The sequence below is a fragment of the Rhizobium sp. SG_E_25_P2 genome, assembly GCF_029892285.1.
Classification (GTDB): domain Bacteria; phylum Pseudomonadota; class Alphaproteobacteria; order Rhizobiales; family Rhizobiaceae; genus Rhizobium_E.
This window is the reverse complement of record NZ_JARXVM010000001.1, coordinates 164629-179521: the sequence shown is the minus strand read 5'-3', so window position 1 is coordinate 179521 and position 14893 is coordinate 164629. Positions and strand designations below refer to the sequence as shown.

At 62.0% G+C, this 14893-nt stretch carries 14 protein-coding genes and 1 other RNA gene; 4 read left to right on the top strand and 11 right to left on the bottom strand.

Annotated elements, in window-relative coordinates; translation table 11 throughout:
* The 8 genes from rbfA to recR all read right to left on the bottom strand — a co-directional run bounded on the left by rbfA (nucleotide 1) and on the right by recR (nucleotide 9372).
* Nucleotides 1-411 (bottom strand): 30S ribosome-binding factor RbfA, encoded by a 411-nt coding sequence (gene rbfA, locus M2360_RS00810; RefSeq protein WP_280772466.1) that lies wholly within the window; start codon nucleotides 409-411, stop codon nucleotides 1-3.
* A gap of 126 nt (nucleotides 412-537) precedes the next feature.
* The gene (locus M2360_RS00805; RefSeq protein ID WP_280772465.1) at nucleotides 538-1173 is read right to left on the bottom strand and encodes a hypothetical protein; all 636 of its coding nucleotides are present in this window, start codon (nucleotides 1171-1173) and stop codon (nucleotides 538-540) included.
* Between the two features lie 309 nt (nucleotides 1174-1482).
* Entirely contained in the window at nucleotides 1483-4293 is a 2811-nt protein-coding gene (gene infB / locus M2360_RS00800) for a translation initiation factor IF-2 (protein WP_280772464.1), read from the bottom strand.
* Nucleotides 4294-4364: 71 nt separating this feature from the next.
* Nucleotides 4365-5012 (bottom strand): RNA-binding protein, encoded by a 648-nt coding sequence (locus tag M2360_RS00795; RefSeq protein WP_280772463.1) that lies wholly within the window; start codon nucleotides 5010-5012, stop codon nucleotides 4365-4367.
* Nucleotides 5013-5032: 20 nt separating this feature from the next.
* Nucleotides 5033-6676, bottom strand: a complete 1644-nt coding sequence (gene nusA, locus M2360_RS00790; RefSeq protein ID WP_280772462.1) for a transcription termination factor NusA — start codon at nucleotides 6674-6676, stop codon at nucleotides 5033-5035.
* Nucleotides 6677-6725: 49 nt separating this feature from the next.
* Entirely contained in the window at nucleotides 6726-7328 is a 603-nt protein-coding gene (gene rimP / locus M2360_RS00785) for a ribosome maturation factor RimP (RefSeq protein WP_280772461.1), read from the bottom strand.
* 152 nt (nucleotides 7329-7480) lie between these two features.
* Complete coding sequence (locus M2360_RS00780; protein ID WP_280773053.1) at nucleotides 7481-8707, bottom strand: lytic murein transglycosylase; 1227 nt, start codon at nucleotides 8705-8707, stop codon at nucleotides 7481-7483.
* Nucleotides 8708-8766: 59 nt separating this feature from the next.
* Nucleotides 8767-9372 carry a recombination mediator RecR gene (gene recR / locus M2360_RS00775; protein WP_280772460.1) on the bottom strand — a complete coding sequence of 202 codons (606 nt, stop codon included), beginning with the start codon at nucleotides 9370-9372 and terminating at the stop codon, nucleotides 8767-8769.
* Nucleotides 9373-9428: 56 nt separating this feature from the next.
* On the opposite strand from recR, the gene M2360_RS00770 reads away from it, so the two are divergent.
* Together M2360_RS00770 and M2360_RS00765 are read left to right on the top strand one after the other, a co-directional pair.
* A complete protein-coding gene (locus tag M2360_RS00770; RefSeq protein WP_280772459.1) occupies nucleotides 9429-10046 on the top strand; it encodes an MOSC domain-containing protein in 618 nt (205 codons plus the stop codon).
* Between the two features lie 87 nt (nucleotides 10047-10133).
* On the top strand, nucleotides 10134-11024 hold the full coding sequence (locus M2360_RS00765) for an alpha/beta fold hydrolase (RefSeq protein ID WP_280772458.1): 891 nt from the start codon (nucleotides 10134-10136) through the stop codon (nucleotides 11022-11024).
* A 30-nt stretch (nucleotides 11025-11054) separates the two neighbouring features.
* Here M2360_RS00765 and M2360_RS00760 read toward each other — a convergent pair whose 3' ends face one another.
* The 3 genes from M2360_RS00760 to ffs all read right to left on the bottom strand — a co-directional run bounded on the left by M2360_RS00760 (nucleotide 11055) and on the right by ffs (nucleotide 13416).
* Entirely contained in the window at nucleotides 11055-11378 is a 324-nt protein-coding gene (locus M2360_RS00760) for a YbaB/EbfC family nucleoid-associated protein (RefSeq protein ID WP_280772457.1), read from the bottom strand.
* Nucleotides 11379-11393: 15 nt separating this feature from the next.
* Entirely contained in the window at nucleotides 11394-13205 is a 1812-nt protein-coding gene (locus tag M2360_RS00755) for a DNA polymerase III subunit gamma/tau (RefSeq protein ID WP_280772456.1), read from the bottom strand.
* A gap of 113 nt (nucleotides 13206-13318) precedes the next feature.
* An RNA gene (gene ffs, locus M2360_RS00750) (signal recognition particle sRNA small type) lies at nucleotides 13319-13416 on the bottom strand.
* Between the two features lie 101 nt (nucleotides 13417-13517).
* Between ffs and M2360_RS00745 the strand changes: the two genes are divergently transcribed.
* Together M2360_RS00745 and nudC are read left to right on the top strand one after the other, a co-directional pair.
* The gene (locus M2360_RS00745) at nucleotides 13518-13919 is read left to right on the top strand and encodes an HIT family protein (protein ID WP_280772455.1); all 402 of its coding nucleotides are present in this window, start codon (nucleotides 13518-13520) and stop codon (nucleotides 13917-13919) included.
* Entirely contained in the window at nucleotides 13919-14884 is a 966-nt protein-coding gene (nudC, locus tag M2360_RS00740) for an NAD(+) diphosphatase (RefSeq protein WP_280772454.1), read from the top strand. Before M2360_RS00745 ends, nudC begins: the two co-directional genes overlap by 1 nt.
* Nucleotides 14885-14893: the final 9 nt, after the last annotated feature.

Genomic DNA, 14893 nt, shown 5'->3' with positions numbered 1-14893 from the left:
TTACTCGTCTGCCTGCGCGTCGTCCCGGGCGAGGTCGCGCGCGACCTCTGGCGACTTCAGCAGTTCGTCGATCTTACGGAAGTTCTCGAAGCTTGTGTCGTCGCGGAAGCGAACTTCGGGCATGTACTTCATCTGGCGCAAGGCCGGCGACAGTCTGCCGCGAATGAAACGGGCATTGCGATTGAGCGCTGCGACGACGGCCTCATGGCTGGCGGCGCCCAGAGGCGCAACATAGGCGGTCGCGATCTTGAGGTCGGTCGACATGCGGACCTCTGTGATCGAGACGACAGCGCCGTCGATCACGGGGTCAAGGACATCTCCACGCTGGATGATCTGCGTCAGAGCGGAACGGACTTGTTCGCCCACTCGCAGCATTCTCTGCGAGGGAGCCGAGTTGGTGGGTTTGGTCATGGTGTTTCCGGCTGGCGGGCGACCTTGGTCGCCACTTCTTACAAGCTGGGTCCAATGAACCTTTTATCGCCAAACGTCAAGGCCAGCAGCCGGTTTGCGCTCTGGAGCAACGCTTTCCCGCTGAGATTATTCCGCTGGGGCGAGGTCGAACGCCGGCTCCACGCGTTCCTCCGGCGCCTTGCGGGCGACGCGGTGCAGCTTGGAGAAGGTCAGCAACGCATCGCTATAGGCGGCTTTGTCAGTGAAGGCCCGCTCGGGGAAATAGGTGGTGAAGCCGTCGCCCACGAGTTCGATCCGCCGCTTGCCGACATTGATTTCGCGGACAGATGTCCAGGGCATCCAGATCGTGGTTTCATCCGAAGAGGTTTCGACACCGGTCTCATAGACGTCGATGTCGACGAATGCGCCCGGGGCGATCTCGGACGCCAGGGACAGTTTCTTCAAGCTTTCGAGGTAATAGGCGCGCCCGAGGATGAGGGCGGAGATCAGCAGGAGAAACGGCAGGAGTTGCAGCAGGATGACCGACAGAGGCGGTACGGATTCCAGGCCAAGCAGGCCGGGCAGCACGAAGCGTCTATAGGCTTCCAGCGCCGCGCCGATTATCAGGCCAAACGCGGTTGCGGCTCCGACTGTGAAGAGATTGAGTCGCGGCGCGCGCGTCGATGTCAACCGATTGCCCGATGACAGGATGACGTCGGCATGCTCTTCCGGCTGGCGTTCGAAGGAAACGGATAAGACCCGTTGCCAAGCATGGTAACGCATTTGATGATTTCCCCTGATGAATTGGCGGCGTCAGGCTTTGATAGGGGTGGATCATCATGTTCCAGGCGCCAGACGCCGCAAGAACGACAATAGGCGACCTGCGTGGCGCGAAGCTTGCGCCGGGATTGCAAGATCTTGCAGTGCGAAACGGTTCAGGCGTTGGAGGATTTGAATGTGAAGGGGGAGACCGCCGTGTATCGCCTCAAAATGCCTTGATCGCGCCTCGTCAACCAAGGCGGCCATATAAAGCGCGGCATGAAACGAAAATGGCGGCCGAAGCCGCCATTGGATGTTTTTTCGCGACGCCGATTACAGCGTGCGGGTGATGTGCTCCACGCGGAAGCACTCGATGACGTCGCCGGCGCGGATGTCTTCGTAGTTTTCGAAGGCCATGCCGCATTCCTGGCCGACCTGTACTTCGGAGACTTCGTCCTTGAAGCGCTTGAGGGTCTTGAGCTTGCCTTCGTGAATAACCACGTTGTCGCGCAGAAGACGCACGCCCACGCCGCGTTCGACCTTGCCTTCGGTGACCTGGCAACCGGCGACTTTGCCAACCTTGGTGATGTTGAACACTTCCTTGATGGAAGCGTAACCAATGAAGGTTTCGCGCCGCTCCGGCGACAGCAGGCCGGACATGGCCGCCTTCACGTCGTCGGTCAGGTCATAGATGATGTTGTAGTAGCGGATCTCGATACCGGCTCGTTCGGCCGCATCGCGCGCCTGCGGATTGGCGCGAACGTTGAAGCCGATGATGGCTGCGTTCGATGCTTCCGCCAGCGAGACGTCCGATTCCGTGATTGCGCCTGCGCCAGAATGCACGATGCGGGCCCGGACTTCGTCGGTCGAGATCTTGTCGAGCGCGCCGGCAATGGCTTCGATCGAGCCCTGCACGTCGCCCTTGATCACGAGCGGGAATTCCTTGACGCCGGCAGCCGTCAGCTGCGTCATCATCTGCTCGAGCGAACCGCGCTGGCCAGCGCTGCGCGCCACAGCCTTTTCACGCGTCAGACGCTGACGATATTCAGCGATTTCGCGCGCACGGCTTTCATTCTCGACCACAGCGAACTTGTCGCCGGCTTGCGGCGTGCCCTGGAGGCCGAGGATTTCGACCGGCGTGGCCGGACCGGCGTCCTTGATATGCTCGCCGCGATCGTTGACCAGAGCGCGCACGCGGCCCCACTGGTCGCCGGCGACGATGATCTGGCCGGGCCGCAGCGTGCCCTTCTGAACGAGGACGGTGGCGACGGAGCCGCGACCGCGATCGAGCTTGGCTTCGACCACGGAGCCTTCAGCGGTCCGGTTCGGATTGGCCTTGAGGTCGAGGATTTCGGCCTGCAGCAGGATGGCTTCGAGAAGCTTGTCGAGGTTGATGCCGGTCTTTGCCGACACTTCGACGTCCAGCACTTCACCGCCCATGCTTTCCACGAACACTTCATGCTGAAGCAGTTCGGTGCGCACTTTCTGGGCGTTTGCAGAGTGTTTGTCGATCTTGTTGATCGCCACGACGATCGGCACGCCAGCCGCCTTGGCGTGATTGATGGATTCAATGGTCTGCGGCATGACGCTGTCGTCGGCCGCCACCACGAGAACCGCGATATCGGTGACCTGGGCGCCGCGGGCGCGCATCGCCGTAAAGGCGGCGTGGCCGGGCGTGTCGATGAAGGTGATCTTGTGACCATTCTTCTCGACCTGGTAGGCGCCGATATGCTGGGTGATGCCGCCGGCTTCGCCCGAAACGACATTGGCGTTGCGGATGGCGTCGAGCAGCGAAGTCTTGCCGTGGTCGACGTGACCCATGATGGTCACCACCGGAGCGCGAGGCAGCAGTTCTTCCTGATCGTCTTCACGGTTGAAGATGCCGGTTTCGACGTCAGATTCCGACACGCGCTTGACAGTGTGGCCGAATTCCACGGCGATCAGTTCAGCGAGGTCAGCCTCGATGATGTCGCCGGGCTTCATCATCTGGCCTTCCTTCATCAGGAACTTGATGACGTCGACAGACCGTTCGGACATGCGCTGCGACAGTTCCTGAATGGAAATCGTTTCAGGCAGCACGACTTCGCGCATGACCTTTTCACGGGTTTCCTGCATCTGGCTGCGACGGAACTTTTCCTGCCGCCGGCGCATGGCCGACAGTGACCGGCCGCGCTGCGAGCTGTCTTCGTCCTCACCGGTGACCACGACCTTGGCAGGGGCGCGACGATTGTCTTCGACCTTACGGGTTGGCTTGGGGGCTTCGACGCGCGAGGCGACCTTTCCGCGTGCAGGGCTGCCGCGGCGTTCTTCTTCTTCGTCCTGCGGACGACCGCGACCTGCGGGACCGCGGGCGGGGCCGACCGGCGCCTTGGCGGGAGCTGCAGGCTGCGGAGCGGCCGGGGCGCGATTGTCGGGACGGCGCGCCTGCGGAGCTGCGTCAGCGCGGCGCACAGGTTCGGCCGAAGGCTGAGCGGCGCGGGCGACGACTGGCGCAGGCTGAGCCGGAGCGACGACTTCCACGGCGGGCGCAAGTGCCTCTTCCGCCGCGCGGACAGCCTCTACCTTGGCGCGTTCCGCTTCTTCGATCGCATTGCGAGCGGCCTCTTCGGCAAGCGCCTTCTCGCGGCGCACGGCGTCTTCAGCGCGCTGGCGCGCTTCTTCCGCGTCACGGATGGCGGCCTCAGCGAGCGCACGGCGACGGGCTTCGATTTCGCCCGGCGAGAGATCGTTCAAAACAGCGCCGGTGCGCTGCTGCGGACGGCCCTGATCGGGGCGGCGCTGCTGGTTGTCGGAACGACGCTGCTGATTATTGTGCTGGTCAGGACGGCGCTGCTGGCCTTGATCGGGACGGCGCTGCGGCTCGGACTGCACGCGCGGAGCCGGCTGTGAAGCCTGCGGCTGCGGCTGTGGTTGCGGCGGGCGCGGAGCGGGGGGCGCTGCTGCTGCTGCGGCTACGACGGGCGCCACAGGCTTTTCGTCTTCAGGACGCGTGGGACGGCGCTTGCGCGTTTCCACGACAACAGCCTTCGTGCGGCCACGCCCCATATCCTGGCGCACCGTTCCCTGGCTCAGGCCCGACGGTTTCAGCGTCAAAGTCTTCTTGCCCGTTACATGGAGGGTCTTGTCGTCGTTGTTGTCCGTCATTCCGGTCCCGTTTTTCCAGAGCATAACCGTGCGTTCACGGGCGCCCTTCGCCTTTTACTGATATCGCGGCATCATTCTTTTGAAGCAATAGGCCGACTGCCGCCACGATAGGTATCGAGCAGTTTCGCGCGCTTCACTACACCCTCACCGGCCTGCCCTGCAAGCGCCACGGCGTGGATAAATGCATTATCGCCCAAGAGTTCCTGCATTTCTTCGTAAGAAAGCAGCTGGAAGACGGGCGGTTCTTGCTCTTCCATTGTCAATGACCAAGCCTTGCGCGCCTGGGCCATTTTACGCACGCCGTCGGGGGCCGCGTCGGTGGCGTGGAACACGCCCAGCGCGTCGCCGGAGCGGATCGCGCTGTCTACTCGCGTCGCGCCAGACAGAAATTGTCCAGCTTTTCGCGCAATATTCATCATGCCGGTCATATGGGTCACGAGCAGCCGATCGACAAGATCCGCCAGCTCAGGCCCCGCTTTGACTTCTTTTTTGAAGGCGCGCGCAAACATTCCTTTGCGCGCGGCTTTCTCGATTAGGGCGCGCTCGGCTTTGATGGAGCAGCCGCGCCCTGGAAGCGCCCTTTTGAGGTCCGGCGTCACCGCCCCATCGGGGGCGACGACGAACCGGATCATCTCTTCGGCCGGCAAGGTTTCGCGTGTCACGATGCACATGCGCTCGCTCACGAAACCATCGTCCTGTTCGGCGCTGTCGGCCATCATGGGCTGTCGTTCCTTCGGCTTCAGCCTTCGAGCTGTTCTTCGGCTTCGGCTTCGGCTTCGTCTTCAGCTTCGTCACCGCTTTCGGCGGCTAGCGCTTCCTGCTCGCGGGCGAGATCTTCTTCGGTGATCCAGCCTGCGGCAAGACGCGCCTGGACGATCATCGCTTCGGCGTCGGTGCGAGAAATATCAAGCTTCGAGAACAGGCCTTCATAGCGCTTGGTCTCGCCGTTCTTCTTCTCCGTCCAGCCCACGAGATCGTCGGCGGCGCAGCCGGCGAAGTCCTCGATGGTCTTGATGCCGTCCTGGCCGAGCGCCACCAGCATGCTCGCGTTCAGGCCATCGATCTTGTAGAGTTCGTCTTCGACGCCGAGTTCACGACGCTTGGCGTCCATCTCGGCTTCGAGACGGTCAAGATAGTCGCGGGCGCGGCTCTGGATTTCTTCGGCGGTTTCGTCGTCGAAGCCGTCGATCGACGAAATTTCGGAGGATTCGACGAAAGCCAGTTCCTCGACCTGGGCGAAGCCTTCCGACGCCAGCACCTGACCGACCATTTCGTCGACATCGAGGGCGTCCATGAACAGCTTGGTGCGCTCGTTGAATTCCTTCTGACGACGCTCGGATTCTTCCGCTTCCGTCATGATGTCGATGTCCCAGCCGGTGAGCTGCGAAGCGAGGCGGACGTTCTGGCCGCGACGGCCGATGGCCAGCGACAGCTGCTCGTCCGGCACCACGACTTCGATGCGCTCGGCGTCTTCATCGAGCACCACTTTGGCGACTTCCGCCGGCTGCAGCGCATTGACGATGAAGGTGGCGGGATCGTTGGACCAGGGAATGATGTCGATCTTTTCGCCCTGAAGCTCCCCGACGACGGCCTGGACGCGCGAACCGCGCATACCGACGCAGGCGCCGACCGGATCGATCGAGGAGTCGTTGGAGATGACGGCGATCTTGGCGCGCGAGCCCGGATCGCGGGCGACCGAACGGATCTCGATGATGCCGTCGTAGATCTCAGGCACTTCCATGGTGAAGAGCTTGACCATGAACTGCGGATGGGTGCGCGACAGGAAGATCTGCGGGCCGCGCTGTTCGCGGCGCACGTCGTAGACGAAGGCGCGGACGCGGTCGCCCGGGCGCATGGCTTCGCGCGGGATCATTTCGTCGCGGCGGATGATGCCTTCGCCCTTGCCGAGATCGACGATCACATTGCCATATTCGACGCGCTTGACGGTGCCGTTGATGATCTCGCCGATGCGGTCCTTATATTCGTCGAACTGCTTGTCGCGCTCGGCTTCGCGCACCTTTTGCACGATGACCTGCTTGGCGGACTGGGCGGCAATGCGGCCGAAATCCATCGGCGGCAGCGGGTCGGCGATGAAGTCGCCGATCTGGGCGTCCGGGTTACGGTCGCGGGCGAGCAGAAGCGGGATCTCGCGGGAGTAATCCTCCGCATGTTCGACCACTTCCAGGAGACGCTGCAGTTTCATCTCGCCCGTCTTGGGGTTGATGTCGGCCTTGATGTTGGACTCCGTGCCGTAGCGCGAGCGCGCGGCCTTCTGAATCGCATCCGCCATGGCGGCCAGCACGATCTCGCGGTCGATCGACTTTTCACGCGCCACGGCGTCGGCGATCTGAAGGAGTTCCAGCCTGTTTGCACTCACTACCATCGTCTTAAGTCTCCGTTCTGATGGTCAGTTTCTATCGAGGCGAAGGCGATCAGCCCTCGTCCTCCATGTCTTCATCATCTGCGTCGTTCTGATTGGCTGCGGCGCGGGCGGCCTTGTCGGCCTTCAGCGCGTCACGGATCAATTCGTCGGTGAGAATGAGCCTGCCCTCGGCCAGCGAGGCGAAAGGAATGGCCACCTGCGGTTCTTCGCCTTCAGCCATCTGTTCGCGTTCGAGGACGAAGCCCGCGTCGGTGACCTCAAGGATCTTGCCCTTGAAGCGCTTGCGGCCTTCCACCATCACTGATGTCTCGCACTTGATGATATGGCCCTGCCATCTCACGAAGTCACCCTTGCGGACCATTGGCCGGTCGATGCCGGGAGACGAGATTTCGAGATTGTACTGTTTGTCGATCGGATCTTCGACATCCAGCACCGGCGAAATCGCCATAGAGATGACTTCGCAGTCATTGACGGTCATGGTGCCGTCCGGCCGCTCGGCCATGATCTGCATCGTCAGTCCGTTCTGGTTGGTCATCTTCACCCGCACGAGCTGGTAGCCCAGCTCCAAGATGACGGGTTCGATGATCTGCGCGACGCGCGCGTCAACCCCTGTTTCGACTACCAGTCTCGGTTCGATAACCGTATCGCTCATAAGCTCTCGTTTCCTCCGGCCGACCGGAGCTAACAAAAAAGAGCGGGTCCTTGCGGGGCCCACTCTTCATCGACGTGATCAAGATTTGAGGATTGTTTACTCTTTTGCCCGGACGATTGCAAGAGGCGGCTGACTTGCGGTGTTTCCGCTGTTCAGCGGATCTTCCCGAGCAGCGCTTCGTCCGGATAGCAGGTCGGCGTCAGCCCCGCCTTTTGCTGCCACATGCCGATGGAGCGCCGGGTCTTGTAGCCGGGCAGGCCGTCCACCTTGCCGACATCATAACCCTTCGCTTCCAGCCGCTTCTGCATGGCGAGCACATCCGACCGCAGCATATGTCCAACCGAGCCCCATTCGCCGCGAAAAGCGCCGGAACCATAGGCGATGCGGTCGGCCAGATTGCCGATGAACAGCGCATAGAGGTCGGAATTGTTATACTCCTTGATGACATAGAAATTCGGCGTGACGATGAATTCAGGACCATGGCGCCCTGCGGGAACCAGCATCATGCCAGCGCGCTTCAGCTCATCACGCGGGAAGTCCTTTCCGGTGATCCGCGTGATGCCGTTTCCAGCCCAATCGGCAATCGGCCTGGCGAGATCAGGCCCTTCCTGGGCGCAGGAGACCTTGGCCGGAATGGAGGCTTCATATCCCCATCCCCGATGAGCCTCCCATCCTTTGAGGCGAAGATAATTGGCGATTGAGCCGAGCAAATCGGGCACGGAATTCCAGATGTCCTTGCGGCCGTCGCCGTCAAAATCCACTGCGTATTTCAGATAGGACGACGGCATGAATTGCGGCTGCCCCATCGCGCCCGCCCAGGAGCCCTTCATCACGGCGGGATCGGCGCCCTGTTCGACCATCTGCAGCGCGGCGATCAGCTCCTTGCGAAAGAGCGGTTTGCGCTCCGACATGAAGGCCATGGTGGCCAGCACATCCATTTCCGAGGCGGTGATCTTGGCTCTGCCGTAACCCGTTTCCCGGCCCCAGATCGCCAGCACGATTTCACCGGGAACGCCGAATTCCTGATCGATTCGGGCCAGAAGCCGCTTATGGGACCCGGCATAGGCCCGACCGGTCGCAGCGAGTCCCGCCAGCCGTTTTTCGTTGAAATAGGGGCCAGGGCTCGAAAACTCCGCCTGGGTCTGCGCCTTCTTCTTGGGCGGCCGGGTTCCCGGCGGCACGAGGTCTGGCAGTTTCCAGTTGATGCGGACTCCGGAAATGGCGCGTTCAAAAGATTGCCGGGAGACGCCCTGGGCTGAGGCTTCCGGCCAGATTTCCTTTTCGATCCAGGTTTTGAACTGCTTCTCAACGCTGGCTTGTGAGGCTGCGGCAGCAGGGGAGCCGGTGGCGACAAACACCAAAGAGAGGCACAGAACCATCCCCCGCGCATACACCGAAGCGTTCCGAAAACGGGCGAACATTTTCATCGCAATTCTCCTCAGATTGCCGTGCGCGAGCGGAGCGCCGCCGTCAGAGTGCCTTCATCGAGATAATCGAGTTCGCCGCCGACCGGAACTCCATGTGCAAGTCGGGTGATCTTCACCTCGAGTCCAGCCAATTGGCTGGTGATGTAATGCGCGGTGGTCTGGCCTTCCACGGTCGCATTGACGGCGATGATGACTTCTTTCACCGTTCCGCCCATGACGCGCTCGATCAGTCCGCGGATGTTGAGGTCATCCGGGCCGACGCCATCAAGCGGCGACAGCGTGCCGCCGAGCACATGATAGGCGGCGTTCATGGCGCCGGCGCGTTCGAGCGCCCAGAGATCGGAGACGTCCTCGACGACGATGATCACGGTATGGTCGCGCCGGTCGTCGGTGCAGACGGTGCAGGGATCGATCGTGTCGACATTGCCGCAGCAGGAACAGATTCGCACTTTCTGATGCGCCTCCGCCATGGCGCCGGCCAAAGGCCCCAGCAACTGGTCCTTCTTCTTGACGAGATGCAGCGCCGCCCGGCGCGCCGAGCGCGGGCCGAGGCCGGGCACTTTCGCCAGCAACTGGATCAGTTTTTCGATTTCGGGGCCGGTGACTCGTTTTGCCATGCCGAGGCTTTTAGCGCATCTATCGAGGATCTGTGAATCACCTGGAGGAAAAAACCATGCGCCTGCTCGCAGTTTCGATCGGCGACGCCAAGCCGGTGGCCGGAAAAACCTCCGGCAAGAGCGGCATCGACAAGCGGCCCGTGGACCATCCCGTGATGATCGACCGCGAAGGGTTGGCTGGCGACCGGATCATCAACCGGAAATATCATGGCGGACCGGATCAGGCCGTCTATATCGAGGGCTCATTGGATTACGACTGGTGGCGATCCCAGTTGGGGCGTGACTTGCCCGCCGGAACCTTCGGCGAGAATTTGCTGATCGACGGCTTGGACAATCGCGACGTCGCGGTCGGCGACCGGTTTCGGATTGGAGACGTGCTGCTGGAAGTGACCTCCGCCCGCACGCCTTGCGCCACATTCGCAGCCCATATGGAAGATCCGCTGATGGTCAAACGCTATGCCGCCGCGGCGCGACCCGGCGCCTATGCCCGCGTGCTCGAAGAGGGCGTCGTGCGTGCGGGCGACGCCGTGGAATACATCCGGTTCGTCGGCGACCGCGTGGGTCTGCCGGAGTTGATGCGGTCTCATGGGAAACGGCAGGATGAAGAGACGAAAACCCGGTTTCTCGCAGCGCCGATCGGCGAGAGACTGCGGGCGATGATCTTGGCCAGGTGAGGCCAAATCATACCAAAGTTGAAGCTTGCGGCGCTAGTCGCCACCGCTCCCTGAGGGCATCCTGCCGCCGCAACAGGCGAGGGGACCATGCAGCCGCAACAGGTCGAATTCCAGGCGACGGATGGCTATCCGCTGAAGGGCCATTGGTGGAGCGCCCCCGACATGCGTCGCGGTGTCGTGGTCATCAACGCCGCGACCGGGGTGCGGGCGCGCTACTACCATTATTTCGCGGCGTTTTTGGCTCAAAACGGATATTTGGCGCTGACCTTTGATTATCGCGGCATTGGTCTGTCGCGCCCTGCGAATCTGAGGCAGCTTCGCGGCTGCGACTGGCGATGCTGGGGCGAGCGGGACGTCGAAGCGGCGCTGACCTTGGCGTTGAGCGTAGCGGGCAAAAGACCGGTGATGCTGGTCGGCCATAGCATCGGCGGCTTTCTTCCCGGCTATGCGCCGAGCATTCGCCATGTCGCCCGTATCCTCACGGTCGGCGCTCAATTCGCGCATTGGCGCGATTACGCCCCGTCGCAAGTGATGAAACTTCTGCTGAGATGGCATGTGATCATGCCCGCGCTGACCGCTGCTTTGGGGTATTTTCCCGGAAAGCGGCTTGGCTGGCTGGAAGACCTGCCTGCCGGCGTGGCGAATGAATGGAGCTTCAAGGGGCGCGACTACGCGGCTCGCCTGCCTGAGGCGGAGCGTGAGCATGTGGCACAAGGCTTTGCGGCGGTCTCCGCGCCGTTGCTGGCGGTCAGCGTCAGCGACGACCCTTATGGGACGAAACCTGCACTATTGCGGGCATTGGGCGCCTATCCCAACGCAAAGAAAGCCGCTGTCATGTTGGAGCCTTCCGACTACGGTTTCGCGCGAATCGGCCATTTCGACCTTTTCCATTCACGCCATGAGCACGGCTTCTGGAGCGATGCGCTCAACTGGCTACATGATGGAACCAATCCCTGGCCGCAGCGCCGCTTCCTGTGAAAAAGGGCAGTCGCCCGCCCCTTCATCAAATCAGAACGGAAACTTCATGCCGGGCGGCAGCGGCATGCCGGCGGTCAATGTCGCCATCTTTTCCTGAGCCTGGGCTTCGCCCTTGTCCTTGGCGTCCTTGTGGGCGGCGACGATCAGGTCTTCGAGGATCTCGACATCGTCTTCCTTGAACAGCGACGGATCGATCTTCAGCGCGGTCAAGTGACCCTTGCCGTCGAGCACGACGGTCACGAGGCCGCCGCCTGCCTTGCCTTCGATGCTCATGGCGGCGATCTCGGCCTGGACCTTCTCCATCTTGGCCTGCATCTCCTTGACCTTGCCCATCATGCCCATGAGGTCTTTCATCATTCGCTCCTGTTCTTATTCGTCGAAATCGTCGAGCGCCTCGTCAGCGGCGACGGCGTCTTCATTGTCGTCATCGGGTGTTGCCGTCACCCGCACATCGGTGATCTTGGCGCCCGGATAGCGCGCCAGAATGGCGGCGACATCCGGGTCGGCGCGCGCATCCGCCACGCGGTCGTCGCGTTCCTTCGCTTCGGCCTCAACGAGGGTGAGCCCGCCCGGTTCCCTGGAGATCACCACGAGCCAATGCTGGCCGGTCCATTCCCTGAGCCGCGTGGATAATTCGCCGACCAGGCTTTTCGGCGCATCCGGCGACAGCGCCAGCTCGATCTTGCCGGGCTCCATCCGCACAGGCCGGACGAATTGCCGCAACTGCGCCTTCAGCTTCATATCGCGCTTGTCGCCCGCGAGCTGGGCGACATCGGCCAGCGATCGCAGATTGATCTTGGGCAAGTCGTCAGCCTTCGCAGCAGGCGATGGTCGGAGATCTTGCATCGGTTGCGGCGACGAGGACGGCACTGCCCGCAGCATGGTCGCGCCGCCCGAGGGCGACGACGGAGCCATGGATTGATAGCTTCTGTTGTCAGAGGCCGCCATGGCTTGCGGGCCGCCGCCATTGCCGCCGCGCGGGGCCGACGTCGCGACGCCGGTTTCGCCATTCATCATGCCCGCCAGCCGGCGCGCCGCGTCTTCGGGCGAGGGAAGGGAGCCCGCATGCGTCAGGCGGATCAACACCATTTCGGCCGCGCCAAACGGTCGGGATGCGTTTTCGGTCTCGGGAATGCCCTTCAGCAGCATCTGCCAGATGCGCGACAGCGCGGTCACCGCCACCGATTTTGCAAGCTCGGCGCCCTGCACCCGCTCGATTTCGGAGAGCGACGGGTCGTTGGCGGCGTCCGGAATATATTTCAGCCGGGTGACCAGATGGGTGAAGTCGGCGAGATCGTTGAGCACTACAACCGGATTGGCGCCGGCGGCGTATTGCTCGGAGAACTCATTGAGCGCGGCTGCGACGTCGCCCTTGACGATATGGCGGAAGAGATCGGCGATGCGGGCGCGGTCGGCGAGACCGAGCATGGCGCGCACCGCGTCTGTTTCCACCACGCCTGCGCCATGGGCGATCGCCTGGTCCATCAGCGACAGGCCGTCGCGCGCTGAGCCTTCCGCCGCCCGTGCGATCAGCGCCAGCGCTTCGGTCTCGGCCTGGATGCCTTCCTTCTCGGCGATGGTGCTGAAAAGATGGGTCAGGTCCGCCGCCGAGATGCGCCTGAGGTCGAAACGCTGGCAGCGCGACAGAACGGTGACCGGCACCTTGCGGATTTCGGTGGTCGCGAAGATGAATTTCACATGTTCCGGCGGCTCTTCGAGCGTCTTCAGCAGCCCGTTGAACGCGGCCGTCGACAGCATGTGCACTTCGTCGATGATATAGACCTTGTAGCGCGCCGAAGCCGGCTTGTAGCGCACCTGCTCGATAATCTCCCGGATATCGTCGATGCCGGTATGGGAGGCCGCGTCCATCTCGATCACGTCGACATGGCGGCCTTCCATGATCGCCTGGCAATGCAAGCCGGGCTCGCGCAGGTCGATGGTAGGCTTGTCGATCGCATCGGTCTTGTAATTCAGGGCGCGCGCCAGAATGCGGGCGGTCGTGGTCTTGCCCACGCCGCGGACGCCGGTGAGCATATAGGCCTGGGCGATGCGGCCGGTCTCGAAGGCGTTGGTGAGCGTGCGGACCATCGCCTCCTGGCCGACCATGAGGTCGGAGAAGTCCTTGGGGCGATATTTACGGGCCAGAACCCGGTAACCGGTCTTGTCAGTCTCTGCGCTCAAGCTTCATCCGCCTTTGATCGCGATCTTTTCGCCGGCGCAAGCTAAAGCATCCGATCGGAAAAGGAAATTCCGTCAGATTGTTCCTGCTTGTGATCCACTGGAAAAGAGAAAGGGTGGGAGGCCGGCACGATGACCCGTACCGAAGCTCGTTGTGGCTGCTTCCTTCCGGACCTGACCAAGTTGGCGAGTGGCGCGTCCACCACCAGCCTCCCGCTGTCCATATCGTCAATATCTTTTCTGATTGCAAGCCAATCTTGAAATTATCTGGTATCTGATGAGGAAAAACAACATCAAGACAAGGGAAGGGCCCCAATGGCGTTCACGCTGGATGAGAGATTGTCGAATGATTCCGCGCTGATCGTGCGGATTGGGCTCTGCGAGCTCCGGCTCATGAATGATCGCCGTTGGCCCTGGCTCATCCTGGTTCCCCAGCGCGACGGCCTTTCGGAACTGTTCGACCTCGCTCCTCTGGACCAGGCGATGCTGACCTTCGAGACCAATCTTGTCGGCGCGGCGCTGAAGAAGGTGACAGGTTGCGAGAAAGTCAACATCGCCGCTATCGGCAACATTGTTCGGCAACTGCATGTGCATGTGGTGGCCCGCAGCGCTGGAGATCCCAACTGGCCGGCGCCGGTCTGGGGCTATGGGACGCGCGAGCCCTATTCCACGGAAGAGATTGACGCCTTCGCCAACCGCGTTCTGGAGGCGATCTGATGGGAAGCCGCAGCATATTTGACACTCCTCGACCGCATCCGGAGGCGTCCAGCCTCGTCGCCTTTTCCGGTAATCGCCTGGATCGCCGATCCGAGCATCGGGAGGACGACTGTATCGAAAAGGCCGTGCGTATCGACGGCGCGCTCTTTTATGCGCTTGCGGGTTCCAAGCTTGTGCTCAAGCATGAGAACGAGGTCATCGATCCGCTGTTTGCGCCTTATGAACTGCCGGACCTGAAGCCGGATTTCGACGAGACGATCCTGCTTGGTTTCGAAGAAAGCGGCGCGCCGCGGTTGGCGGTGCCCGTGGGCGTCGACCCTGAGATTCCTGTCGATCATCTTAAATTCGCCGATTGCAGGGCCCTGATGCGCGAGGCGCTTTTGAATGACTCGGCTCTCGGCGAGGCGGCGCAGGCCTCGGCGATGATGTCCTGGTCAATCGGGACGCGCTTCTGCGGGAGATGCGGCGCGAAAACTGAACCCAAAGCCGGCGGCTACAGGCGGAAATGCACGGGCTGCGGCGCCGAACACTTCCCCCGCACCGATCCCGTGGTGATCATGCTGGCGATCGATGTCGAAGGTGATCGCTGCCTGCTTGGTCGTTCGCCGCATTTCCCGCCAGGCATGTATTCCTGCCTTGCCGGCTTTCTGGAGCCCGGCGAAACCATCGAGGCCGCAGTGCGACGCGAAACTCTGGAAGAATCCGGAATCGAGACGGATTGCGTCCGCTATCATGCGAGCCAAGCCTGGCCGATGCCGCATTCCCTGATGATAGGTTGCTACGCCGAGGCTAGAACTCTGGATATTTCACGCGACACGCAGGAGCTCGAAGACTGCCGGTGGTTTTCGCGCCAGGATGTCGAGGCGATGATCGAGGGGCGGCATCCAGATGAGATTGTCGTGCCGGTCAGCGGCGCCGTCGCCTATCGGTTGATTCGCGATTGGCTGGATTGGCCATCGGAATAATTCGAGAGA

Coding starts and splice junctions, on each gene's coding strand:
- rbfA (WP_280772466.1), bottom strand. CDS start 411: ATGACCAAACCCACCAACTCGGCTCCCTCGCAGAGAATGCTGCGAGTG.
- M2360_RS00805 (WP_280772465.1), bottom strand. CDS start 1,173: ATGCGTTACCATGCTTGGCAACGGGTCTTATCCGTTTCCTTCGAACGC.
- infB (WP_280772464.1), bottom strand. CDS start 4,293: ATGACGGACAACAACGACGACAAGACCCTCCATGTAACGGGCAAGAAG.
- M2360_RS00795 (WP_280772463.1), bottom strand. CDS start 5,012: ATGATGGCCGACAGCGCCGAACAGGACGATGGTTTCGTGAGCGAGCGC.
- nusA (WP_280772462.1), bottom strand. CDS start 6,676: ATGGTAGTGAGTGCAAACAGGCTGGAACTCCTTCAGATCGCCGACGCC.
- rimP (WP_280772461.1), bottom strand. CDS start 7,328: ATGAGCGATACGGTTATCGAACCGAGACTGGTAGTCGAAACAGGGGTT.
- M2360_RS00780 (WP_280773053.1), bottom strand. CDS start 8,707: ATGGTTCTGTGCCTCTCTTTGGTGTTTGTCGCCACCGGCTCCCCTGCT.
- recR (WP_280772460.1), bottom strand. CDS start 9,372: ATGGCAAAACGAGTCACCGGCCCCGAAATCGAAAAACTGATCCAGTTG.
- M2360_RS00770 (WP_280772459.1), top strand. CDS start 9,429: ATGCGCCTGCTCGCAGTTTCGATCGGCGACGCCAAGCCGGTGGCCGGA.
- M2360_RS00765 (WP_280772458.1), top strand. CDS start 10,134: ATGCAGCCGCAACAGGTCGAATTCCAGGCGACGGATGGCTATCCGCTG.
- M2360_RS00760 (WP_280772457.1), bottom strand. CDS start 11,378: ATGAAAGACCTCATGGGCATGATGGGCAAGGTCAAGGAGATGCAGGCC.
- M2360_RS00745 (WP_280772455.1), top strand. CDS start 13,518: ATGGCGTTCACGCTGGATGAGAGATTGTCGAATGATTCCGCGCTGATC.
- nudC (WP_280772454.1), top strand. CDS start 13,919: ATGGGAAGCCGCAGCATATTTGACACTCCTCGACCGCATCCGGAGGCG.